The organism is Enterobacter sp. J49 (assembly GCF_002148625.1).
GTDB lineage: Bacteria > Pseudomonadota > Gammaproteobacteria > Enterobacterales > Enterobacteriaceae > Enterobacter > Enterobacter ludwigii.
The window spans coordinates 33,125-55,827 of record NZ_MWPY01000022.1 but is presented as its reverse complement, the minus strand read 5'-3'; the positions used below and the strand labels follow the sequence as shown (position 1 = coordinate 55,827).

General features: G+C 55.9%; 19 protein-coding genes and 4 tRNA genes. 17 read left to right on the top strand and 6 right to left on the bottom strand.

What is annotated here, in order from left to right:
• The first annotated feature begins 4 nt into the window (after nucleotides 1–4).
• The 10 genes from rffA (at nucleotide 5) to BJP35_RS04690 (ending at nucleotide 7,699) form a co-directional block, all read left to right on the top strand.
• Entirely contained in the window at nucleotides 5–1,135 is a 1,131-nt protein-coding gene (gene rffA / locus BJP35_RS04735) for a dTDP-4-amino-4,6-dideoxygalactose transaminase (protein WP_086462933.1), read from the top strand.
• 1 nt (nucleotide 1,136) lies between these two features.
• Nucleotides 1,137–2,387: a lipid III flippase WzxE gene (gene wzxE / locus BJP35_RS04730; protein ID WP_014172149.1), complete on the top strand. Its 1,251-nt coding sequence runs from the start codon at nucleotides 1,137–1,139 to the stop codon at nucleotides 2,385–2,387.
• Complete coding sequence (locus BJP35_RS04725) at nucleotides 2,384–3,463, top strand: TDP-N-acetylfucosamine:lipid II N-acetylfucosaminyltransferase (RefSeq protein ID WP_047742267.1); 1,080 nt, start codon at nucleotides 2,384–2,386, stop codon at nucleotides 3,461–3,463. Before wzxE ends, BJP35_RS04725 begins: the two co-directional genes overlap by 4 nt.
• Nucleotides 3,460–4,812, top strand: a complete 1,353-nt coding sequence (gene wzyE, locus BJP35_RS04720) for an ECA oligosaccharide polymerase (protein WP_020882888.1) — start codon at nucleotides 3,460–3,462, stop codon at nucleotides 4,810–4,812. Before BJP35_RS04725 ends, wzyE begins: the two co-directional genes overlap by 4 nt.
• 12 nt (nucleotides 4,813–4,824) lie before the next feature.
• Complete coding sequence (gene wecG, locus BJP35_RS04715; protein WP_014172146.1) at nucleotides 4,825–5,565, top strand: lipopolysaccharide N-acetylmannosaminouronosyltransferase; 741 nt, start codon at nucleotides 4,825–4,827, stop codon at nucleotides 5,563–5,565.
• A gap of 197 nt (nucleotides 5,566–5,762) precedes the next feature.
• A complete protein-coding gene (locus tag BJP35_RS04710; RefSeq protein WP_086462932.1) occupies nucleotides 5,763–7,148 on the top strand; it encodes an amino acid permease in 1,386 nt (461 codons plus the stop codon).
• 102 nt (nucleotides 7,149–7,250) lie between these two features.
• Nucleotides 7,251–7,327 (top strand) — tRNA-Arg (locus BJP35_RS04705).
• Between the two features lie 67 nt (nucleotides 7,328–7,394).
• Nucleotides 7,395–7,470 (top strand) — tRNA-His (locus tag BJP35_RS04700).
• Between the two features lie 21 nt (nucleotides 7,471–7,491).
• A tRNA-Leu gene (locus BJP35_RS04695) sits at nucleotides 7,492–7,578 on the top strand.
• Between the two features lie 44 nt (nucleotides 7,579–7,622).
• Nucleotides 7,623–7,699 (top strand) — tRNA-Pro (locus BJP35_RS04690).
• Between the two features lie 507 nt (nucleotides 7,700–8,206).
• On the opposite strand, the gene BJP35_RS04680 is transcribed toward BJP35_RS04690, so the two are convergent.
• The 5 genes from BJP35_RS04680 to hemC form a co-directional block, all read right to left on the bottom strand.
• A complete protein-coding gene (locus BJP35_RS04680) occupies nucleotides 8,207–9,418 on the bottom strand; it encodes an MFS transporter (protein ID WP_086462931.1) in 1,212 nt (403 codons plus the stop codon).
• A gap of 170 nt (nucleotides 9,419–9,588) precedes the next feature.
• Complete coding sequence (gene hemY / locus BJP35_RS04675) at nucleotides 9,589–10,788, bottom strand: protoheme IX biogenesis protein HemY (protein WP_073397804.1); 1,200 nt, start codon at nucleotides 10,786–10,788, stop codon at nucleotides 9,589–9,591.
• Between the two features lie 2 nt (nucleotides 10,789–10,790).
• Nucleotides 10,791–11,984 carry a uroporphyrinogen-III C-methyltransferase gene (gene hemX / locus BJP35_RS04670; RefSeq protein WP_086462930.1) on the bottom strand — a complete coding sequence of 398 codons (1,194 nt, stop codon included), beginning with the start codon at nucleotides 11,982–11,984 and terminating at the stop codon, nucleotides 10,791–10,793.
• Between the two features lie 21 nt (nucleotides 11,985–12,005).
• Complete coding sequence (gene hemD, locus BJP35_RS04665; protein WP_014172140.1) at nucleotides 12,006–12,746, bottom strand: uroporphyrinogen-III synthase; 741 nt, start codon at nucleotides 12,744–12,746, stop codon at nucleotides 12,006–12,008.
• A complete protein-coding gene (hemC, locus tag BJP35_RS04660; RefSeq protein WP_032669623.1) occupies nucleotides 12,743–13,684 on the bottom strand; it encodes a hydroxymethylbilane synthase in 942 nt (313 codons plus the stop codon). The genes hemD and hemC overlap by 4 nt, the downstream gene beginning before the upstream one ends.
• 346 nt (nucleotides 13,685–14,030) lie before the next feature.
• Here hemC and cyaA point away from each other — a divergent pair, with 346 nt between their 5' ends.
• Entirely contained in the window at nucleotides 14,031–16,574 is a 2,544-nt protein-coding gene (cyaA, locus tag BJP35_RS04650) for a class I adenylate cyclase (RefSeq protein WP_014172138.1), read from the top strand.
• A 43-nt stretch (nucleotides 16,575–16,617) separates the two neighbouring features.
• On the opposite strand, the gene cyaY is transcribed toward cyaA, so the two are convergent.
• Complete coding sequence (cyaY, locus tag BJP35_RS04645; RefSeq protein WP_014172137.1) at nucleotides 16,618–16,938, bottom strand: iron donor protein CyaY; 321 nt, start codon at nucleotides 16,936–16,938, stop codon at nucleotides 16,618–16,620.
• A 135-nt stretch (nucleotides 16,939–17,073) separates the two neighbouring features.
• Here cyaY and BJP35_RS04640 point away from each other — a divergent pair, with 135 nt between their 5' ends.
• From BJP35_RS04640 to uvrD, 6 genes are all read left to right on the top strand, one after another.
• Nucleotides 17,074–17,277: a lipoprotein gene (locus tag BJP35_RS04640; protein ID WP_025202779.1), complete on the top strand. Its 204-nt coding sequence runs from the start codon at nucleotides 17,074–17,076 to the stop codon at nucleotides 17,275–17,277.
• Between the two features lie 35 nt (nucleotides 17,278–17,312).
• The gene (gene dapF, locus BJP35_RS04635) at nucleotides 17,313–18,137 is read left to right on the top strand and encodes a diaminopimelate epimerase (RefSeq protein WP_020882883.1); all 825 of its coding nucleotides are present in this window, start codon (nucleotides 17,313–17,315) and stop codon (nucleotides 18,135–18,137) included.
• On the top strand, nucleotides 18,134–18,841 hold the full coding sequence (locus tag BJP35_RS04630) for a DUF484 domain-containing protein (protein WP_014172135.1): 708 nt from the start codon (nucleotides 18,134–18,136) through the stop codon (nucleotides 18,839–18,841). The genes dapF and BJP35_RS04630 overlap by 4 nt, the downstream gene beginning before the upstream one ends.
• Entirely contained in the window at nucleotides 18,838–19,740 is a 903-nt protein-coding gene (gene xerC, locus BJP35_RS04625) for a tyrosine recombinase XerC (RefSeq protein ID WP_014172134.1), read from the top strand. The genes BJP35_RS04630 and xerC overlap by 4 nt, the downstream gene beginning before the upstream one ends.
• Entirely contained in the window at nucleotides 19,740–20,456 is a 717-nt protein-coding gene (gene yigB / locus BJP35_RS04620) for a 5-amino-6-(5-phospho-D-ribitylamino)uracil phosphatase YigB (protein WP_047742263.1), read from the top strand. Before xerC ends, yigB begins: the two co-directional genes overlap by 1 nt.
• An 80-nt stretch (nucleotides 20,457–20,536) precedes the next feature.
• The gene (gene uvrD, locus BJP35_RS04615; RefSeq protein WP_020882882.1) at nucleotides 20,537–22,699 is read left to right on the top strand and encodes a DNA helicase II; all 2,163 of its coding nucleotides are present in this window, start codon (nucleotides 20,537–20,539) and stop codon (nucleotides 22,697–22,699) included.
• Nucleotides 22,700–22,703 lie beyond the last annotated feature (4 nt).

The window sequence follows — 22,703 nt, the reverse complement described above, 5'->3', positions numbered from 1 at the left end:
CAAGATGATTCCATTTAACGCACCACCCGTCGTGGGCACTGAACTCGACTATATGCAGTCTGCTATGGGCAGCGGCAAACTCTGTGGTGACGGTGGTTTTACCCGTCGCTGCCAGCAGTGGATGGAGCAGCGGTTTCACAGCGCTAAAGTCCTGCTGACCCCGTCCTGTACCGCATCGCTGGAAATGGCGGCGTTGCTGCTGGATATCCAGCCGGGCGATGAAGTGATCATGCCGAGCTACACCTTCGTCTCTACAGCGAATGCCTTTGTCCTGCGTGGTGCGAAAATCGTCTTTGTGGATATTCGCCCGGATACCATGAACATCGATGAGACGCTGATTGAAGCGGCAATCACGGACAAAACGCGCGCGATTGTGCCGGTTCACTACGCGGGTGTGGCGTGTGAGATGGACACCATCATGGCGATCGCCAAAAAACATGACCTGTTCGTGGTTGAAGATGCCGCTCAGGGCGTGATGTCGACCTATAAAGGGCGAGCGCTGGGAACGATCGGCCATATCGGCTGCTTTAGCTTCCACGAAACCAAAAACTATACCGCCGGTGGCGAAGGTGGTGCGACGCTGATTAACGACCGTGCGCTGATCGAGCGCGCGGAAGTTATCCGTGAAAAAGGCACCAACCGCAGCCAGTTCTTCCGGGGGCAGGTAGACAAATATACCTGGCGCGATATTGGCTCAAGCTATCTGATGGCCGATCTGCAGGCGGCATACCTGTGGGCGCAGCTGGAGGCAGCGGACCGCATTAATCTTCAGCGCCTGTCCCAGTGGCAAACTTATTACGACGCGCTGCAACCGCTGGCACAAGCCGGGCGAATTGAGCTGCCGACACTTCCGGCTGATTGCGTCCATAATGCCCATATGTTCTACATCAAACTGCGCGATAACGACGATCGCAGCAAGTTGATTGCCTGGCTAAAAGAAGCCGAAATTCTGGCGGTGTTCCACTATATCCCGCTGCACTCCAGCCCTGCAGGAGAGGCATTTGGGGTCTTCACGGGTGAAGATCGCTACACCACGAAAGAAAGTGAGCGTTTGCTTCGTTTGCCACTGTTCTACAACCTCGCGCCTGTTAACCAGCGTACGGTGATTAACACCCTTCTGAGTTATTTCGGCTGATATGTCTCTGGCAAAAGCATCGGTGTGGACCGCCGCGTCCACACTTGTCAAAATTGGCGCCGGGCTACTGGTCGTCAAGCTGCTGGCCGTCTCATTCGGCCCTTCAGGCGTCGGGCTGGCAGGCAATTTCCGTCAGCTTGTGACCGTCCTTGGGGTACTGGCCGGCGCAGGGATTTTCAACGGCGTCACGAAATACGTTGCGCAGTACCATGATGATGCGGCCCAGCTTCGCCGTGTTGTCGGTACATCCTCGGCGATGGTCACCGGCTTTTCGACCCTGATGGCGGTTATTTTCCTGCTGGCAGCGGCACCCATAAGCCAGGGGTTATTTGGTCACACCCATTATCAGGGGCTGGTTCGTCTGGTCGCGCTGGTTCAGCTGGGCATTGCCTGGGCTAACCTGCTGCTGGCGCTGATGAAAGGCTTTCGTGATGCGGCCGGGAACGCACTGGCGTTAATCCTCGGCAGCGTCATCGGCGTGATTGCCTACTATTTTTGTTATCGGCTGGGTGGCTATGAAGGCGCGTTGCTGGGGCTGGCGCTGGTACCGGCATTAGTGGTCGTTCCGGCGGCGTTCATGCTAATGCGTCGGGGCACGATTCCGTTGAGTTACCTGAAACCTCAATGGGATAAGGTGCTGGCAAGCCAGCTGGGAAAATTTACCCTGATGGCGCTCATCACCTCCGTCACGCTCCCCGTCGCCTATGTGATGATGCGAAACCTGCTGGCGGCGCATTACAGCTGGGACGAAGTTGGGATTTGGCAAGGGGTGAGCAGTATTTCCGATGCATACCTCCAATTTATAACGGCTTCCTTTAGCGTCTATTTGCTGCCAACCTTATCGCGCCTGACCTCCAGGCAGGATATCACGCGCGAAATTTCCCGCTCACTGCGGTTTGTCCTTCCCGCCGTTGCGGCAGCCAGTTTAACCGTATGGCTATTGCGCGATGTCGCCATCTGGCTGCTCTTCTCCGCGAAGTTTACCGCCATGCGCGATCTGTTTGCCTGGCAACTGGTGGGCGATGTACTGAAAGTGGGGGCTTACGTTTTTGGTTATCTGGTGATTGCGAAAGCCTCGCTACGGTTGTATATCCTGGCGGAAATCAGCCAGTTTGCATTACTGACCGCATTCTCACACTGGTTGATCCCGGCACACGGTGCGCTGGGGGCGGCTCAGGCCTATATGGCAACCTATATCGTTTATTTCGCTGCCTGTTGCGGCGTATTTTTACTTTGGCGTAAACGCGCATGACTGCACTGATTCACATACTGGGATCGGATATCCCACACCATAACCAGACCGTGTTACGGTTCTTCAATGATGAACTGGCATCGGGGGATCCCGACGCTCGTGAGTTTATGGTTGCCGGTCAGGATAATGGCCTGAGCGTGGCGTGTCCGGCGCTGACTCTCTCTTTCTGGCCGGATAAGGCTGCGCTGGCGAAGGCGGTTGTTGCCAAAGCCAAAGCGGATCGTGAGCAACGTTTCTTTTTCCATGGGCAGTTTAATACCGGCCTGTGGCTGGCGCTCCTGAGCGGGGGGATCAAACCTTCGCAGTGCAGCTGGCATATCTGGGGAGCCGATCTCTACGAAGTCTCCAGCGGCTGGAAATTCCGTCTTTTCTACCCGTTGCGGCGCATGGCGCAGGGGCGTGTGGGATGCGTTTTCGCGACCCGTGGCGATCTCAATTATTTTGCTAAACGCCACCCTGACGTACGCGGTGAGCTACTCTATTTCCCGACCCGAATGAACCCGGCGCTGAACAACATGGCGAATGATACTCCGCGCGAGGGTAAACTGACGATTCTGGTGGGTAACTCAGGCGATCGCAGCAATGAACATCTTGCCGCGCTCAGGGCGGTACATCAGCAGTTTGGCGACACCGTCAATGTGATTGTGCCGATGGGGTATCCGGCCAATAACGATGCCTATATCAATGAGGTCCGCCAGCAGGCACTCGCGTTATTTAGCGCCGCGAATGTGCACATTCTCCACGATAAGCGGGAATTTGATGAGTATCTTGCGCTGCTGCGTCGGTGCGATCTGGGCTATTTCATCTTTGCGCGTCAGCAAGGAATTGGCACGCTGTGTCTGCTGATTCAGGCGGGTGTGCCCTGCGTACTCAATCGCGAAAACCCATTCTGGCAGGACATGGCGGAGCAGCATCTGCCGGTGCTGTTTACTTCCGATGTGCTTAACGAAGAGGTGGTCCGCGAAGCGCAGAGACAACTGGCGCTGGTGGACAAAAGTGCCATCGACTTCTTTAGCCCGAACTACCTCACGCCGTGGCACCGCGCGCTGCGTATCGCTGCAGGAGACAAAGCATGAGCCAGTTGCAATTCAGCGGCTTACTGATCGTTTGGCTTCTGAGCACTTTATTCATCGCCACGCTCACCTGGTTCGAGTTTCGTCGGGTGCGTTTCAACTTTAACGTCTTCTTCTCGTTACTGTTTCTTCTGACCTTCTTTTTCGGATTCCCGCTGACCAGCATTCTGGTCTTCCGGTTTGACGTGAGCGTTGCCCCGCCCGAGATCCTGCTCCAGGCGATCCTGGCAGCGACCTGCTTCTACGCCGTCTATTACGCCACCTATAAAACGCGCCTGCGTTCAGCGCAATCCACCGCGCCGCGCCGGGCGCTCTTCACCATGAACCGGGTGGAGACGCACCTGACGTGGGTGATGCTGATGACGATCGCGCTGGTAAGCGTGGGTATCTTCTTCATGCACAATGGTTTTCTGCTGTTCAAGCTCCAGTCCTACAGCCAGATTTTTTCTGCCGAAGTGTCGGGCGTGGCGCTTAAGCGCTTCTTCTACTTCTTCATTCCGGCGATGCTGGTGATCTTTTTCCTGCGTCAGGACAGCAAAGCCTGGCTGTTTTTCCTGGTGAGTACCGTCGCCTTCGGTTTCCTGACCTACATGATTGTGGGAGGGACGCGTGCAAACATCATCATCGCTTTCGCAATCTTCCTGTTTATCGGCATCATCCGCGGGTGGATCTCTTTATGGATGCTGGTGGCTGCTGGGGTGTTTGGCATTGTTGGCATGTTCTGGCTTGCCCTGAAGCGCTACGGGCTCAACGTAGCCGGTGACGAGGCGTTTTACACATTCCTCTATCTCACGCGCGACACCTTCTCGCCATGGGAAAACCTGGCGTTGTTGCTGCAAAACTACGACAAAATCGATTTCCAGGGCCTTGCGCCTATTGTGCGCGACTTTTATGTCTTTATCCCAACCTGGCTGTGGCCAGACCGTCCCGGCGTCGTACTCAACACGGCAAACTATTTTACCTGGGAAGTGCTGAACAACCACTCAGGCCTTGCGATCTCACCTACGTTGATTGGCTCGCTGGTGGTGATGGGGGGAAGCTGGTTTATCCTGCCGGGGGCGGTGGTGGTGGGGCTGATCATCAAGTGGTTTGACTGGCTCTACGTGCGCGGCAACGAAGAAACAAACCGCTATAAGGCGGCTATTTTGCACAGTTTCTGCTTTGGTGCCATTTTCAATATGATCGTTCTGGCGCGAGAAGGGCTGGATTCATTCGTGTCGCGCGTGGTTTTCTTCATGGTCGTTTTTGGCATCTGCCTGTTACTGGCCAAACTGTTGTACTGGCTGTTTGACAGTGCAGGGCTTGTGCATAAGCGCGAGCCGCAGGGCAGCACAACGCTGTCGCAAGTGTGAGTAGGGAAAGTCATGACGGATAAAACTTCTGCACCGCGCTATACGCTGCGCGGTCTGCAGCTTATTGGCTGGCGTGATATGCAACACGCGCTGGATTTTCTGTTCGCTGGTGGTCAGATGAAATCCGGCACGCTGGTCGCCATCAATGCGGAAAAGATGCTGGCGGTGGAAGACAACGCCGAAGTGAGAAGCCTGATAGAAGCGGCTGAATTTAAATATGCCGACGGTATCAGCGTGGTGCGTTCAATCCGCAAAAAGTATCCTGGCGCTAATGTATCTCGCGTGGCAGGGGCCGATCTCTGGGAGCAACTGATGGCACGCGCAGGGGCGGAAGGCACGCCGGTATTCCTGATTGGCGGTAAGCCGGAGGTGCTGGCGCAGACCGAAGCGAAGTTGCGCAGTCAATGGAATGTTAACATCGTGGGCAGCCAGGATGGCTACTTCAAACCAGAGGCCCGGCAGGCGCTGTTTAAACGCGTTCGCGACAGTGGAGCGAAAATCATCACCGTGGCGATGGGCTCCCCACGCCAGGAGATCCTGATGCGTGACTGCCGTCAGGTGTGTCCGGATGCCCTTTATATGGGCGTTGGCGGAACGTATGACGTTTTTACCGGCCACGTTAAGCGCGCGCCCAAAGTCTGGCAAAACCTGGGGCTGGAGTGGCTGTATCGCCTGCTATCTCAGCCGACGCGGATTACACGACAGATCCGTCTGCTTCGCTACCTTACCTGGCACTACACCGGGAAAATGTAATCAAAATGTAGCGCGATATGCTGTTCGCGCTGCAACTCCCCTGCAAAACTGCTGCGAATCTGTGCAATGCATTCATTTTTTTTATGCATCGTTTGCCATTTGCTGCATTTTAAGAAACCATTCGCCCCGTATTTTAGTACCCCTAAAAAACAATACCCGGCCTGAAGTCGGGAAACAGCAAACACAATCGAGGATCTATGGCAGAGAAAAAACCGGAGCTACAGCGTGGGCTGGAGGCTCGTCATATTGAACTGATAGCGCTGGGCGGCACTATCGGCGTGGGCCTGTTTATGGGCTCCGCAAGCACGCTCAAATGGGCAGGACCTTCGGTCTTGCTGGCTTATATCATTGCGGGATTGTTCGTTTTCTTCATCATGCGTTCGATGGGCGAAATGCTCTTCATGGAGCCCGTCACGGGCTCCTTCGCCGTTTACGCGCACCGATATATGAGCCCGTTCTTTGGCTACCTGACGGCATGGTCATACTGGTTTATGTGGATGGCGGTTGGCATCTCTGAAATCACGGCGATAGGGGTCTATGTACAGTTCTGGTTCCCGGACATGGTCCAGTGGATACCGGCGCTGTTTGCCGTGGGGCTGGTGGCACTGGCAAACCTTGCCGCGGTTCGTCTTTATGGAGAAATCGAATTCTGGTTTGCGATGATCAAAGTCACTACCATCATCGTGATGATTGTGGTCGGGCTGGGCGTTATCTTCTTCGGCTTTGGCAACGGCGGGCACGCCATTGGCTTTGGTAACCTGACCGAAAACGGCGGCTTCTTTGCGGGCGGCTGGAAGGGCTTCCTGACGGCACTGTGTATTGTTGTGGCCTCTTATCAGGGGGTCGAGCTTATCGGTATTACCGCGGGTGAAGCGAAAAACCCGCAGGTTACGCTGCGCAGCGCCGTAGGCAAGGTGCTGTGGCGTATCCTGATTTTCTATGTGGGGGCGATCTTCGTTATCGTAACCATCTTCCCGTGGAATGAAATTGGCACGACCGGTAGCCCGTTTGTCTTGACCTTCGCGAAGATTGGCATCACGGCAGCAGCAGGCATCATTAACTTTGTGGTTCTGACGGCGGCGTTGTCAGGCTGCAACAGCGGGATGTACAGCTGCGGACGTATGCTCTACGCGCTGTCCAGAAACAATCAGCTGCCAGCGGCAATGGCGAAAGTTTCGCGTGCGGGCGTACCGGTTGCGGGAGTGGCGGTGTCGATTGTGATCCTGCTGATCGGCTCCTGCCTGAACTACATCATCCCGAATCCGCAGCGCGTGTTCGTTTATGTCTACAGCGCCAGCGTGCTGCCAGGCATGGTGCCCTGGTTTGTTATCCTGATTAGCCAGCTGCGTTTCCGCCAGGCACATAAAAAGGCCATCGCCAGCCATCCGTTCCGTTCTATTCTGTTCCCGTACGCCAACTATTTGACGATGGCGTTCCTGGTTTGCGTATTAATCGGAATGTACTTTAATGAAGATACGCGCATGTCGCTGTTTGTCGGGATGATCTTCCTGGCGGCGGTGACCGCGGCGTATAAGCTTTTTGGCCTGGGCCGCCGCGCTACCTCGCAGAAAGTGGAGGAATAAGCGGCAAAATGTGCAAACCATAACCAAACGCGCATTTTTTTCAAAAAAGCACTAGACAGCGGGGTCGGAGGTACGTAATATCCAGCCCCGCAACGGCGCTAAGCGCCCGTAGCTCAGCTGGATAGAGCGCTGCCCTCCGGAGGCAGAGGTCTCAGGTTCGAATCCTGTCGGGCGCGCCATTTTAGTCCCGGCGCTAGAGCTGCGGTGGTCTGAGAAGTAGTCAGTACCGCGTGAAAGAATACAGTGGTGGCTATAGCTCAGTTGGTAGAGCCCTGGATTGTGATTCCAGTTGTCGTGGGTTCGAATCCCATTAGCCACCCCATTATTGAAAGAGTTGTGAATTGCGAAGGTGGCGGAATTGGTAGACGCGCTAGCTTCAGGTGTTAGTGTTCTTACGGACGTGGGGGTTCAAGTCCCCCCCCTCGCACCACGACTTTTTAATGAATTGAACTAAAAATTCAAAAAGCAGTACATCGGCGAGTAGCGCAGCTTGGTAGCGCAACTGGTTTGGGACCAGTGGGTCGGAGGTTCGAATCCTCTCTCGCCGACCAATTTTGAACCCCGCTTCGGCGGGGTTTTTTGTTTTCTACGCCTTTCTCTCTTCTGTAGTGATTCCACGACAACAGCCGGCTTCCTTGTCGCGATTCAGCGACACATAACACACTGAAAGTAAAAGATATAATAATTTGGCGGCTTTCGTGTCTCCTCCAGACGACATTTCGTCGTGTTTATCAGCAGGTTGTAGGGTCTAAGATACCGCTCAACAACATAATTTCCTTTTATCTTAAAATGTTGCGCGATGTAAAAGTTCTGCGTGTCAAGTTGGCACGTTACGTGCAATAATATACGTGTAGATGCTCATTCCATCTCTTATGTTCGCCTTAGTGCCTCATAAACTCAGGAATGACGCAGAGCCATTTACGGTGCTTATCGTCCACTGACAGATGTCGCTTCGGCCTCATCAGACACCATGGGCATAACGTTGAGTGAAGCACCAAATATGTTGTCTTACAGACCTGTTTTAACGCCTGCTTTTATAGCAGGCGTTTTTTTATGCCTTATTCCCGGTAAACGTACATGATCAGGGCGACCAGTATAAGAGCGGCTGACGAAACGCTGTAAAGCGCTTGTATGGAGCCAAACCCTGCCGCCGCCATCGCGGCAATACCGGTGAAAAGCGAGGCACTGAGCGTTTGCCAGCGCCAGACTTTACTGCTGGCCGAAGCCATGTGCGTGGTTTGAAAACTGCTGAGTACGGCAAACGTGCCGGCCGCAAAGAGAACATTTGAGGCCAGGTGTGCGACAAAAATCATCCCCAGCGCGCATGCCATCCACCCGGACAACAGCGGGAGCATCCCATACGCGGCAAGGAAGATGCCAAGACACAGTAAAATCCGTGGCGTGCGTGCTGCAAAACGCGTCAGGCTGTCTCTTTTTAGCAGGAGGGGACCGCAAAGTTGTCCCATGCTCCTTGCAAAAAGCAGTGGCAAAGCAAGGCTGGCCGCATCCTGAGGATGGATCTGCTGTGCCATTGCCGGAAGAAGTGCCATGGCCGGTGAACCGACGGCGGCCAGCGCAGGCAAAATCAGCAAACTGCGTTTCTGCCGGATGGTCAACATCTGCCAGCGTAAAGCCGCAGGCGCTTTCTCTTCAGTGGGGACTGCCAGTGTGGGCGCTAAAAATACACGACCCGCCAGCCAGAGCATGAACAGCGATCCGAGAAAGCTGATGGCATCAATGGCCAGCAAGGCGAGGATGGCGATCTTCTGGAAAAGTACCATTCCCAGCCCGGTGCCTAACAAAACCTGAGCGGCAAAAATCACATTCTCGAGGCAGGTTGCGGCAGGCAGTTCTGCTTCTCTGAGTCCGCGTTTAAAGAGCAGCGTCAGCGCAGGCCAGCTCATCCCGTTGAGCAGTGCTTCGGTGGACTGCACGGCCAGTAACGCAGGGATACTGTGATAGTGCACGCCGAGCAGGGGAAAGAGCAGGGCCAGTAAGCCAAGCCCCTCGGTGAGTATCAACAGGGATATCGGAGAATAGCGCGCGCACAGCTTTTCACTGATGAGGCTGCCGATAAAGCCAGGTAGCGTGGCGAAAAGAAAGGCGAGGGTAAGCAGTGCGGGCGGGGCGGACCATGCTAACAGTAAGCCGAAGACCACCACCTGGGTGACGCCATTTCCCAGTGATGTAAAGATAAAGGCACAGGCCAGCAGGCGCAGCCAGCGGTGGCAGCGCAGCGCTTCAATAAGCGCGTACAAAAGGGAGTTCATGACGATTTCCTTTCAAAAACGATTCAGTCCACGCGGCACTCGTCGCGTGTATGGAAAAAAGTTAATGAAAAGACGTCGTTACATTGGCGGGTTCGTTTTCAGATGACGTGGTAAAGAATGTAGCAGGCGAAGGGGAATAAAAAAAGGAGGCCGTCTGGCCTCCTTGTTATTTATTGCTGGTTGCCATTATTTTGCAGCGTTAATAACAGCCCATCGCGGCGCATGGCAGCAGCCTCTTCCGGCTTGTGCTGCTTGTCCAGCGAATCGGCGAGCCACGCGTAGTCAAACGCGTCCGGGCGCTGTTTCAGCGCTGCACGGAAGGCGAGACTCGCTTCCTGCCATTCACCGTGCTTCATCAGCGACTGGCCCAGCGTACTCCACAGCAATGGACGGTCGCCGACGGCTTTAATCTGCTGACGCAGCATTTTTTCAATTTGCTCAGGGTTATTGGTTTTCAGACGCGGGATCACCATAACCAGGCGATCGTCATACTGTCGCTTCAGTCCGTCGAGGAGGATCTCCTGCGCCGTGTCATGATCGTCACATTCAATCAGATGTTCTGCCATCGCAACCTGCAACGGAACCTGCTGACGCGTTTTCCGGCTCTGATTCTTCCACCAGGTTTTCAGGCCATCGCTGCCGAGATCGGCACGTGCCTGATCCATCAGGCCAATCCATGCCAGACGCTGAAGTTCATCACGATGCTCATCATCACCGACGTCGGCTTTGGCCATCGACGGAATGATATCCAGCAGTGAACCCCAGGCACCGGTGCGAATATAGGCCTGCTCGGCAAGACGCAGCACTTCCGGGTGGCGTGGCGAGACTTCCAGCAGACGGTCGATACCGTGACGCGCGGCGTGGTTTTCGTTGCGGGCCAGCTGCAGGCGAACGCGGGTGATCTCAACGGGAATCGGGTCTTTCGGAGATAGTTCTGACGCGCGTTCCAGGTGCTGGTTGGCGCGGGCTTCGTCACCCCGCTGTTGCGCTGCCTCGGCGGCCAGCAGATAGTTCACCACCGGCTGTTCGGCATGGTCAGCATTTTTCGACATCAGCTTTTCAACCTGCTGATAGTCACCCTCGGCCAGCTTAAGCAGTGCCTGCTCAGTCTGCTTACGGGCGCGGCGGCGTTTACGGCCAACGAACCAGCCACGCGTATGCGCACCGGTACGGAAAATTCGGCGCAGGATCCACTCCACCGCAAGGAGCACCACCACCCCGAGGATCAGAATGATCACCAGACCCGTTACGCTGGTTTCGATGTTGTAGTTATCGGTCTGGATCAGGACGTAACCCTGATGACCGGCAAGCATCGGCCCCAGCACGATCCCGGCGATCAGCAGGATGAAGAGTAAGAGTACTTTAAGCATCATTACTCTCCTTGTGGCGCGCTTTCAGGCGCTGGTGCGGCGGTAGGGGCCTGGGCGTGAGGTTCTGCCGGAACGCCCGGCTGCGCCAGCAGGTTGCGCACGCGCGTCTGCATCAGCTTCTCCAGAATCGGCTGGCTTTCCAGCTTGTCCGGCACGTTCATGGTGATGTTCTGCTGGCTCAGTTTATCAATGTCATCGAGGAAAGCCGTGGTCGTGGCATCATCGGTATTGTAGTAAGCACGTACCCATGTCGAGACGTTATCAAGCGCCTGTTTGTAGGTTTCTTCCTGATGACGCGGTACGGCCTGAGCCGCCACCAGCAGGCGGGAGCGAATGTTTTCGCGCAGATAAATGTCCTGATTCGGCGCTAACAGCGGAACGGCGGTTTCGTCACGGCGGCGGATAGTAATGAAGCTATCCATAAAGTTCTGCCAGCTTTTTTGCAGGTTCACGCGCCATTCGCTCAGGGAGCTGGAAAGCTCGGTGCCGTCAGAATCCATCGGGGAGTCATCGTCATTGTTATCCGCCAGCTGCAGGTTATCAATCTGGTTTGAAAGCTGATTGACCTTCAGGATGATGCCATCGTAGTCCACCTGCGAAACGGCAGAGAGGCTGGCGATATCTTCGGTAATGGCACGACGCGCGGTAATGAGGCTCGGATCGTTCATGTCTGCCAGGCTCGCATCAGCGCTTTTCAGCAGCGCGGCGGCGGTGGTGACGTCCTGATCGCTCCAGAGCTTACGTCCGGCCAGCTTCACCAGGAAATCGGCCTGCGAGAGCAGCCAGGTTTTGGCATCGGTACCGGAAATCGTGGCGACTTTCTGCTGCACGTCGTCCAGCTGTTTGGTCAGCTCTTCCTGTTTGCTGTTCGCCTCAGCGAGCGCCGCGGACTGCTGTTTAATCACCGTTTCCAGTTCAGTTTTCTGCGTCTCCTGCGCTTTTTGCAGGGCGGTAAGCTGATTGACCAGCGTGTCGTTGGTCGCCGTCTGGCTGGAACCTTGCTGTTTCACCAGGCCATAGAGACCAACGCCGGCGGCCAGCGCAATGGCGATGGCTATCGCGCTCAGCGCGAGGCTGGTTTTATTGCTGCCGTTCTTCTTCTCAACGGTTTTCTCAGTCGTTTCTGACTGCGGCGTGATGTCCACAGTCTCCCTGGTCTCTTCAACCACGGCGGAGGATTTATCGTGTTCCGTCATTATGGCTTCCCATTATGAGAGTTATTGTAATGCGCGCAGCAGCGCATCGTTGTCAGCGTTATCAGCGATCCGAATATCTTGCCAGCCCAGTTCCCGGGCCTGGTTCGCCAGACGCTCACTGACGACCAGAAGCCGGCAGTGGAGTAACCAGTTTTCACGATACCAAAGGGGCACCAGCGACCAGAGCTGCTGCAGCATTTCGCCGCTGGTCACCACCAGGGTCGTAATACCGCGCATATGCCAGCGCATCGCCTCTTCCGCACCATCGTAATGTTTTGCACAACGCTGATAGCATTCGCAGAACGTGACCTCAGCCCCGCGTTCCCGCAGCGTTTCGCCCAACAGTTCGCGCCCGCCGTTACCGCGTAAAATGAGTGCACGCTTTCCGGCAATAGTTTGTAATTCAGGTAATTGTAGCAAGACTTCGCTGATTTCCCGATCTAACGGGTAACGAACGTCTGTTCCGCTTACGGTATGCAACGCCAGTGCCGTTGTACGACCAATCGCAAAATAGTGAGGGGCGGTTGGCCAGTTAAGCCCCTGCTGTTGTAGCTGCGCCTGGGCAAATTCCACCGCATGTTGCGACAGCGCAAACAGCAAGTCGCCCTGCTGGAGGGTATTCATATGGTCGGCAAGCGCGGACAGCTCCCGACCGGGGGAGAATTCAATGAGCGGAAAACTCCAGGCCACCTGCCCCAGTGCGCGCAGACGGCTCACTAACTGCTCTCCTGCGGGAGAAGGGCGGGTGACAAGAATACTCATGCAGGGGGCTCTCCATTATACACCTCAGCCAGGATCTCGCGGGCGCCGTTATCCAGCAGCTCTTCTGCCAGCGACACGCCAAGCTGTTCGGCATCTTGCGCTTTACCGCGACGTTCGCCGCGGACCATCTGTGAACCGTCCGGTGCGCCAACCAGCGCTCGCAGCCACAGTTCACCGTTAATTAATTCAGCATAGCTGCCAATCGGCACCTGACACCCTCCTTCGAGGCGGGTGTTCATGGCGCGCTCGGCGTTAACGCGGATAGCGGTCTCATCATGGTTCAGCGGGGCAAGCAGCGCGCGGGTACGCTCATCATCCAGACGGCATTCAATGCCGACGGCACCCTGACCCACGGCCGGCAGCGACAGCTCAGGTGGCAACGCGACGCGAATGCGCGACGTCAGCCCCAGGCGCTTCAGACCCGCAACCGCGAGAATAATGGCATCGTAATCGCCGTTATCCAGCTTGCTCAGACGCGTACCAACGTTACCGCGCAGCGAACGAATGATCAGGTCCGGACGACGTTCTGCCAGCTGACACTGACGACGTAAACTGGACGTGCCAACCACGCTGCCTTCTGGCAACGCATCGAGCGAATCATAGTGATTGGAGACAAACGCATCGCGCGGATCTTCACGCTCGCAAATGGTCACCAGCCCCAGCCCTTCCGGGAACTCGACGGGCACATCTTTCATCGAATGTACGGCGATATCGGCGCGGTTCTCAAGCAATGCCAGTTCCAGTTCTTTGACAAACAGGCCCTTGCCGCCCACTTTAGCCAGTGGCGTATCAAGGATCACGTCACCGCGCGTGACCATCGGCACCAGCTCGACGCACAATCCACTGTGGCAGGCTTCAAGGCGCTGCTTAACATAATGTGCCTGCCAGAGCGCAAGAGGGCTTTGGCGTGTGGCAATTCTCAAAACATTGTCTAACATGCTTGTTACCGTCATTATCAATCGCTAACCATCCTAACATTGTTGACTCTGGGATGGCAGTTTTACGGTGATGAAGAAGAGAGGGACAGGGCGGGGTTCTCGTCAGCCACAGCCGTATTAAGGAATTTACACGTACAGAACGGTGCTACACTGTATGTAGCGCATCTTTCTTTACGGTCAACCGGCAAGGTGTTAAATTGATCACGTTTTAGACCATTTTTTCGTCGGTACCACCATAATGATAAGGGCGAAAAAAGGTAACGGTTCTCTTTTTGTAATACTGCGGGTCCGCTGTTATTTCTGTTTTGAATAGCGTGCGACACCCGGAAACATCAGGCGATACGTCTTGTACCTCTATATTGAGACTCTGAAACAGAGACTGGATGCCATAAACCAACTGCGTGTCGATCGCGCGCTTGCTGCTATGGGCCCTGCTTTCCAGCAGGTATACAGTCTTCTGCCGACATTATTGCACTATCACCATCCGCTGATGCCTGGCTACCTTGACGGTAACGTTCCCAGAGGCATCTGTCTTTTCACGCCTGATGAAACCCAACAACACTACCTGACCGAACTTGAACTCTACCGTGGCATGCCGCCGCAGGAATCACCGAAAGGTGAACTGCCGATTACAGGCGTTTACACCATGGGCAGCACCTCCTCGGTTGGGCAAAGCTGTTCTTCGGACCTGGACATCTGGGTCTGTCATCAGTCCTGGCTCGATAACGACGAGCGTCAGCTGCTGCAACGAAAGTGCAGCCTGCTGGAAAGCTGGGCCGCGTCGCTTGGCGTAGAAGTCAGTTTCTTCCTGATTGATGAAAACCGTTTCCGTCATAACGAAAGTGGCAGTCTGGGTGGTGAAGACTGCGGCTCAACCCAGCACATCTTACTGCTGGACGAGTTTTACCGTACTGCCGTTCGCCTGGCCGGTAAGCGTATTCTGTGGAATATGGTGCCGTGCGACGAAGAAGAGCATTACGACGATTACGTAATGTCGTTGTACTCCCAGGGAGTGCTGACACCAAATGAATGGCTGGATCTGGGTGGCCTCAGTTCGCTTTCCGCCGAAGAGTACTTTGGCGCGAGCCTCTGGCAGCTCTATAAAAGCATTGATTCGCCGTATAAGGCCGTGCTGAAAACCCTGCTGCTGGAAGCCTATTCCTGGGAATACCCCACGCCGCGTTTGCTGGCGAAAGATATCAAACAGCGTCTGCACGACGGAGAAATTGTCTCCTACGGGCTTGATGCTTACTGCATGATGCTTGAACGCGTCACCGAATACCTGAAAGCCATTGATGACACCACGCGTCTCGATCTGGTGCGTCGATGTTTCTACCTCAAAGTCTGTGAAAAACTCAGCCGCGAACGCGCATGCGTGGGCTGGCGTCGTGAAGTGGTCAGTCAGTTGGTTAAAGAGTGGGGATGGGACGAAGAACGTCTGTCGATGCTTGATAACCGCGCCAACTGGAAAATCGATCAGGTGCGTGAAGCGCACAACGAACTGCTCGATGCCATGATGCAAAGCTACCGCAACCTTATCCGCTTTGCGCGTCGTAACAATCTCAGCGTTTCCGCCAGCCCGCAGGATATCGGGGTGTTGACGCGTAAACTGTATGCGGCGTTTGAAGCGTTGCCGGGTAAAGTCACGCTGGTTAACCCGCAGATTTCACCGGACCTGTCAGAACCGAACCTGACCTTTATCTATGTGCCGCCGGGCCGCGCAAACCGCACCGGGTGGTACCTGTACAACCGTGCGCCAAGCATGGACTCGATCATCAGCCATCAGCCGCTGGAATATAACCGCTACCTGAACAAGCTGGTGGCCTGGGCCTGGTTCAACGGCCTGCTGACCTCGCGTACCCGGCTGTTTATCAAAGGCAACGAGGTTGTCGATTTAGCCAAACTGCAGGAGATGGTGGCGGATGTCTCCCACCACTTCCCGCTGCGTCTGCCGGCGCCGACGCCAAAAGCGCTCTACAGCCCGTGTGAAATTCGCCATCTGGCGATCATCGTCAACCTGGAATATGACCCGACGGCGGCCTTCCGCAATCAGGTGGTCCATTTTGATTTCCGCAAGCTGGATGTCTTTAGCTTTGGCGAGCAGCAAAACTGCCTGGTGGGCAGCGTAGACCTGCTGTACCGCAACTCGTGGAACGAAGTGCGTACTCTGCACTTCAACGGCGAGCAAGCGATGATCGAAGCGCTGAAAACGATTCTCGGCAAGATGCATCAGGACGCTGCACCGCCGGACAGCGTTGAGGTGTTCTGCTATAGCCAGCATCTGCGCGGTCTGATCCGTACCCGCGTGCAGCAGCTGGTTTCAGAGTGCATCGAACTGCGCCTCTCCAGTACCCGTCAGGAAACCGGTCGCTTTAAAGCGCTGCGCGTCTCCGGACAGACCTGGGGCCTGTTCTTCGAGCGCCTGAATGTTTCAGTACAGAAGCTGGAAAACGCCATCGAGTTCTACGGCGCCATTTCGCACAACAAGCTGCATGGCCTGTCAGTGCAGGTAGAAACCAACCACGTGAAACTGCCACAGGTCGTGGATGGCTTTGCGAGCGAAGGGATTATTCAGTTCTTCTTTGAAGAGTCGGGTGACGACGCCGGTTTCAACATCTACATCCTGGATGAGACGAACCGCGCTGAGGTTTATCACCACTGTGAAGGCAGTAAAGAGGAACTGGTGCGCGACGTCAGCCGCTTCTATTCGTCCTCACATGACCGCTTTACCTACGGCTCCAGCTTCATCAACTTTAACCTACCGCAGTTCTACCAGATTGTGAATGTAGACGGACGTTCGCAGGTGATTCCGTTCCGTACGCAGGCCGTTACGCCAGCGGTTCCCGCCAGCCAGGACACTACCCCGCTGTTGCAGCAGTATTTCTCCTGACAGTTTTTGCCCGGTATGCAGTGCACCACCGGGCAAAACAGACTCAACGAAAACGCACGTCTTCGCCTGCCTGCGCGGTCGCCGCCTGTTCCAGCAGATCCCAGAACGTTTCGCCGCTACGGTCACACACCCATTCGCCCTCTTTCAGATCGAAATGGTAGCCACCCTGTTTGGCGGCCAGCCAGACCTGGTGAAGCGGCTCCTGGCGGTTAATAATAATTTTGCTGCCGTTTTCGAAGCTCAGGGTCAGAATGCCGCCGTTGATCTCACAATCGATATCGCTGTCGCCGTCCCAGTCGTCAAGCCGCTCTTCGATGGTCATCCATAAGGTGTCTGCAAGGCGATGGAATTCACTGTCGTTCATGGTTTTGTTCCTGTTTTTCGTGATGCCGGCAGTATAACGCTAAATAATTCCCGTTGCAGGAAAGCGGCAAACTCTTGCTTTTGTGTCTTCTCCTGCGATGATAGAAACAGATTTGAACTTACGGGCAACTTTATAATGAAAAACGTTTTCCGAACGCTTGCCGTTCTCATCACGCTGTTTAGTCTGACGGGCTGTGGACTGAAGGGACCGCTTTACTTCCCGCCAGCGGATAAAACGGCGCCGCCGCCGACGAAACCTGTGCAAAGCGGTATTGAGTCTTCCACGCCAGACACGAACGATCGTGGCAATAATGGTGGTCCGACTCAGGTTAATCTCTGACGATTACGTTCTGTACCCGCGCAATGGAGCGAATGATGCAGTTCTCTAAGATGCATGGCCTTGGCAACGATTTTATGGTCGTCGACGCGGTAACGCAGAATGTCTTTTTCTCCCCGGAACTGATCCGCCGTCTGGCGGATCGGCATCTGGGCGTGGGGTTCGATCAGCTGCTGGTGGTTGAGCCGCCGTACGATCCTGACCTCGATTTCCACTACCGTATTTTTAACGCTGACGGCAGTGAAGTCTCCCAGTGCGGCAACGGTGCGCGCTGTTTTGCCCGCTTTGTCCGCCTGAAAGGGCTGACGAACAAGCGCGATATCCGCGTCAGTACCGCGAATGGTCGCATGGTGCTCAGCGTCACCGATGACGATCTGGTTCGCGTGAATATGGGCGAGCCGAACTTTGAACCTTCCGCCGTGCCGTTTCGCGCAAACAAAGCGGAAAAGACCTATATTATGCGTGCGGCCGAGCAGACAGTATTGTGTGGCGTCGTCTCGATGGGAAACCCACACTGCGTGATTCAGGTTGATGATGTGGAGACCGCCGCCGTTGAAACCCTCGGCCCGGTGCTGGAAAGCCATGAACGCTTCCCGGAACGCGCGAACATTGGTTTTATGCAGGTGGTGAAGCGTGAACACATCCGTCTGCGGGTGTATGAACGCGGCGCGGGCGAAACCCAGGCCTGCGGAAGCGGTGCTTGCGCGGCGGTGGCCGTCGGCATCGCTCAGGGGTTACTGGCAGAAGAGGTTCGCGTGGAGTTACCAGGCGGTCGTCTTGATATCGCCTGGAAAGGACCGGGTCATCCGCTGTTTATGACTGGCCCGGCGGTACATGTCTATGACGGGTTTATCCATCTATGAAGCAACCAGGGGAAGAACTGCAGGAAACGGTGACGGAACTGGACGACAGTGCTGTTGTTGATTATCTGCTGAACAATCCCGCGTTTTTTATTCGCAATGCACGTCTTGTCGAACAGATGCGCGTGCCGCATCCGGTGCGCGGGACCGTGTCGCTGGTCGAATGGCACATGGCTCGCGCGCGCAACCACATCAATCAGCTTGAAGAGAACATGACGCTGCTCATGGAACAGGCGAACAATAACGAAAGCCTGTTCTATCGACTGCTGCATCTGCAGGCGCGTCTGGCCTCGGCCCACAGCCTTGACGAGTTTCTCAGCCGTTTCCACCGCTGGGCGCGAGAACTGGGGCTTGCAGGCGCAACCCTTCGTCTCTTCCCCGACCGCTGGCGCATTGGTGCACCGTCTGGTTTCACCCATCTGGCGCTGAGCCGTCAGGCGTTTGAGCCGCTACGTATTCAGCGCCTGGGTCATCAACATCACTATCTGGGGCCGCTGAACGGACCAGAATTGCTGGTGGTATTGCCAGAAGCCAAAGCGATTGGCTCGGTGGCCATGTCATTGATGGGGCGCGATGGCGACTTAGGCGTGATGTTATTTACCAGTCGCGACGCGCATCACTATGAGCAGGGGCAAGGTACGCACCTGTTGCAGGAGATCGCCCTGATGCTGCCTGAGCTGCTGGAGCGCTGGATTGAGCGCGTATGACGGACGGACTTCTTGCCACTGACGTCGCGCGATTTCTGCGCTACCTGGGGGTTGAACGTCAGCTTAGCCCCATAACGCTGCTGAACTATCAGCGTCAGCTTGATGCCATCATGCAGATTGCCGATGAAATCGGCCTGAAAAGCTGGCAACAATGTGACGCTGCGACGGTTCGTGGCGTCGTCGTGCGTAGCCGCAGGAAAGGGTTAGGTCCGGCGAGTCTGGCGCTCAGGCTCTCTGCCCTGCGCAGTTTCTTCGACTGGCTGGTGAGCCAGGGCAGCCTTAAAGCCAACCCGGCGAAAGGCATTGCCACGCCAAAAGCACCGCGTCATCTGCCTAAAAATATCGACGTCGATGATGTCAATCGCCTGCTGGATATCGATCTTAACGATCCGCTGGCGGTGCGTGACCGCGCGATGCTGGAGGTGATGTACGGTGCCGGACTGCGTCTGTCTGAACTGGTCAATCTCGATATAAAACATCTCGATCTGGATACCGGCGAAGTGTGGGTGATGGGCAAGGGCAGCAAAGAGCGCCGCCTGCCGATTGGTCGCAACGCTGTCGCCTGGATTGAGCACTGGCTTGACCTGCGCGGGCTGTTTGGCGCGGAAGAAGATGCGCTGTTCCTGTCGAAACTCGGCAAGCGGATCTCGGCGCGTAACGTGCAGAAGCGTTTTGCGGAGTGGGGCATTAAGCAGGGGCTGAACAGCCATGTTCACCCGCACAAGCTGCGCCACTCTTTTGCGACCCACATGCTTGAATCAAGCGGCGATCTGCGCGGCGTGCAGGAACTGCTCGGCCACGCGAATTTGTCCACCACCCAGATTTATACCCACTTAGACTTCCAGCACCTTGCCTCGGTGTATGACGCGGCGCATCCACGCGCCAAACGGGGGAAATAATGCGTTTTTACCGCCCACTGGGTCAGATATCAGCCCTTACCTTTGACCTTGATGACACCCTTTATGATAACCGCCAGGTGATCCTGCGTACCGAGCAGGAGTCGCTGACGTTTGTGCAGAACTATCACCCGGCGCTGAAGACGATGCAGAACAAGGACTTCCAGCAGCTGCGTCAGACCCTGCGGGAGACCGAGCCGGACATTTACCATGACGTGACCGAATGGCGTCGACGTGCGGTTGAACAGGCGATGCTGAATGTTGGCATGAGCGCGCGTGATGCGGCGATAGGGGCTGAAGCGTCCATGGAAAACTTCGCCAAATGGCGCAGCCGTATTGATGTGCCACAGGAGACCCACGATACGCTGGCCGCGCTGGCAGAGAAGTGGCCGCTGGTGGCGATTACCAATGGCAATGCCCAGCCTGAGCTGTTTGGTCTTGGCGATTATTTTGAGTTTGTGCTGCGCGCGGGCCCGCACGGGCGCTCGAAACCGTTTAACGATATGTATCACCTGGCGGCGGAAAAACTGAACCTGCCGCTCGGCGAAATGTTGCATGTGGGTGATGACCTGACCACGGACGTGGCCGGGGCGATCCGCTGCGGCATGCAGGCCTGCTGGATCAAGCCGGAAAACGCTGACCTGATGACAACGCCGGACAGCCGTCTTGTGCCGCACGTGGAAATTTCACGGTTGGCATCCCTCACGACGCTGATATAATCATCAATTGTTCTGTATAAATTAACAGGGTTTTGGCGAAGGAATCACATTCGCCTGCCTGACATTACGTGACGGTGCCAATGGACGTTTCTTACCTGCTCGACAGCCTTAATGACAAACAGCGTGACGCGGTTGCCGCTTCGCGCACCAACATGCTGGTGCTGGCTGGGGCGGGCAGTGGTAAGACACGCGTGCTGGTACACCGCATTGCGTGGCTGCAGAGCGTGGAAAACTGCTCACCGTATTCCATTATGGCGGTGACGTTTACCAACAAGGCGGCGGCAGAGATGCGCCACCGAATCGCACAGCTGATGGGCACCAGCCAGGGCGGCATGTGGGTGGGTACTTTCCACGGTCTGGCGCATCGCCTGCTGCGGGCGCACCACATGGACGCTAACCTGCCGCAGGATTTCCAGATCCTCGACAGCGAAGATCAGCTGCGTCTGCTGAAGCGTCTTATCAAGGCGATGAATCTCGACGAAAAGCAGTGGCCGCCGCGTCAGGCAATGTGGTACATCAACGGCCAGAAAGACGAAGGGCTGCGTCCGCACCATATTCAGAGCTTCGGCAACCCGGTCGAGCAAACCTGGCAGAACGTTTATAAAGCCTATCAGGAGGCGTGCGATCGCGCAGGTCTGGTGGACTTTGCTGAGCTGCTGCTGCGTGCGCATGAGCTGTGGCTCAACAAACCGCATATCCTGCAGCACTATCGTGAACGCTTCACCAATATTCTGGTGGACGAATTCCAGGATACCAACAACATCCAGTATGCATGGATCCGCCTGCTGGCCGGTGATACCGGCAAGGTGATGATCGTCGGTGATGACGATCAGTCCATCTATGGCTGGCGTGGGGCGCAGGTGGAAAACATTCAGCGCTTCCTCAATGATTTCCCCGGTGCTCAGACCATCCGTCTGGAGCAGAACTACCGTTCGACCAGCAACATTCTGAGCGCCGCCAACGCCCTGATTGAGAACAACAACGGGCGTCTGGGTAAAAAGCTGTGGACCGATGGCGTTGACGGTGAACCGATCTCTATCTACTGCGCATTCAACGAACTTGATGAAGCGCGCTTTGTGGTGAACCGTATTAAAACCTGGCAGGACAACGGTGGCGCGCTGGAGCAGTGTGCCATTCTCTATCGCAGCAACGCCCAGTCGCGCGTGCTGGAAGAGGCGTTGCTGCAGGTGAGTATGCCGTACCGCATTTACGGCGGCATGCGCTTCTTCGAACGTCAGGAGATCAAAGACGCGCTCTCGTATCTGCGTCTGATCGCAAACCGTAATGACGATGCGGCGTTTGAGCGCGTGGTGAACACCCCAACTCGCGGCATCGGTGACCGTACCCTGGACGTGGTGCGTCAGGCCTCCCGCGATCGCCAGCTGACACTCTGGCAGGCGTGCCGCGAGCTGTTGCAGGAGAAAGCGCTCGCCGGACGTGCAGCCAGCGCCTTACAACGCTTCCTGGAGCTGATTGATGCCCTGGCACAGGAAACGGCCGATATGCCTCTGCACGTACAGACCGACCGGGTGATTAAAGACTCCGGCCTGCGCACCATGTATGAGCAGGAGAAAGGCGAAAAGGGCCAGACCCGTATTGAGAACTTAGAGGAACTGGTGACGGCAACGCGCCAGTTCAGCTACAACGAAGAAGACGAAGATTTGATGCCGCTGCAGGCGTTCCTCTCCCACGCGGCGCTGGAAGCGGGCGAAGGGCAGGCAGACACCTGGCAGGATGCGGTTCAACTTATGACCCTGCACTCCGCCAAAGGTCTGGAGTTCCCGCAGGTGTTTATCGTCGGGATGGAAGAGGGGATGTTCCCGAGCCAGATGTCGCTGGATGAAGGTGGGCGTCTGGAGGAGGAGCGTCGTCTGGCCTATGTTGGCGTGACGCGCGCGATGCAAAAGCTGACGCTGACCTATGCCGAAACCCGACGCCTGTACGGTAAAGAGGTGTATCACCGTCCGTCGCGCTTTATCGGCGAACTGCCGGAAGAGTGCGTGGAAGAGGTGCGCCTGCGCGCCAGTATCAGCCGCCCGGTCAGCCATCAGCGTATGGGCTCGCCGATTGCTGAAACGGACACCGGCTACAAGCTGGGTCAGCGCGTGCGTCATGCTAAGTTTGGTGAAGGCACCATCGTCAATCTGGAAGGTAGCGGCGAGCACAGCCGCCTGCAGGTGGCGTTCCAGGGGCAAGGTATCAAATGGCTGGTGGCAGCCTACGCCAGGCTGGAAACTGTGTAACTTT

What these genes read in the sequence shown, in the direction of transcription:
- BJP35_RS04680 (WP_086462931.1), bottom strand. Translation starts at nt 9,418, where the DNA reads ATGAACTCCCTTTTGTACGCGCTTATTGAAGCGCTGCGCTGCCACCGC.
- rffA (WP_086462933.1), top strand. Translation starts at nt 5, where the DNA reads ATGATTCCATTTAACGCACCACCCGTCGTGGGCACTGAACTCGACTAT.
- hemY (WP_073397804.1), bottom strand. Translation starts at nt 10,788, where the DNA reads ATGCTTAAAGTACTCTTACTCTTCATCCTGCTGATCGCCGGGATCGTG.
- uvrD (WP_020882882.1), top strand. Translation starts at nt 20,537, where the DNA reads ATGGACGTTTCTTACCTGCTCGACAGCCTTAATGACAAACAGCGTGAC.
- cyaY (WP_014172137.1), bottom strand. Translation starts at nt 16,938, where the DNA reads ATGAACGACAGTGAATTCCATCGCCTTGCAGACACCTTATGGATGACC.
- hemD (WP_014172140.1), bottom strand. Translation starts at nt 12,746, where the DNA reads ATGAGTATTCTTGTCACCCGCCCTTCTCCCGCAGGAGAGCAGTTAGTG.
- wzyE (WP_020882888.1), top strand. Translation starts at nt 3,460, where the DNA reads ATGAGCCAGTTGCAATTCAGCGGCTTACTGATCGTTTGGCTTCTGAGC.
- hemX (WP_086462930.1), bottom strand. Translation starts at nt 11,984, where the DNA reads ATGACGGAACACGATAAATCCTCCGCCGTGGTTGAAGAGACCAGGGAG.
- dapF (WP_020882883.1), top strand. Translation starts at nt 17,313, where the DNA reads ATGCAGTTCTCTAAGATGCATGGCCTTGGCAACGATTTTATGGTCGTC.
- BJP35_RS04710 (WP_086462932.1), top strand. Translation starts at nt 5,763, where the DNA reads ATGGCAGAGAAAAAACCGGAGCTACAGCGTGGGCTGGAGGCTCGTCAT.
- yigB (WP_047742263.1), top strand. Translation starts at nt 19,740, where the DNA reads ATGCGTTTTTACCGCCCACTGGGTCAGATATCAGCCCTTACCTTTGAC.
- BJP35_RS04640 (WP_025202779.1), top strand. Translation starts at nt 17,074, where the DNA reads ATGAAAAACGTTTTCCGAACGCTTGCCGTTCTCATCACGCTGTTTAGT.
- xerC (WP_014172134.1), top strand. Translation starts at nt 18,838, where the DNA reads ATGACGGACGGACTTCTTGCCACTGACGTCGCGCGATTTCTGCGCTAC.
- BJP35_RS04725 (WP_047742267.1), top strand. Translation starts at nt 2,384, where the DNA reads ATGACTGCACTGATTCACATACTGGGATCGGATATCCCACACCATAAC.
- hemC (WP_032669623.1), bottom strand. Translation starts at nt 13,684, where the DNA reads ATGTTAGACAATGTTTTGAGAATTGCCACACGCCAAAGCCCTCTTGCG.
- wecG (WP_014172146.1), top strand. Translation starts at nt 4,825, where the DNA reads ATGACGGATAAAACTTCTGCACCGCGCTATACGCTGCGCGGTCTGCAG.
- BJP35_RS04630 (WP_014172135.1), top strand. Translation starts at nt 18,134, where the DNA reads ATGAAGCAACCAGGGGAAGAACTGCAGGAAACGGTGACGGAACTGGAC.
- wzxE (WP_014172149.1), top strand. Translation starts at nt 1,137, where the DNA reads ATGTCTCTGGCAAAAGCATCGGTGTGGACCGCCGCGTCCACACTTGTC.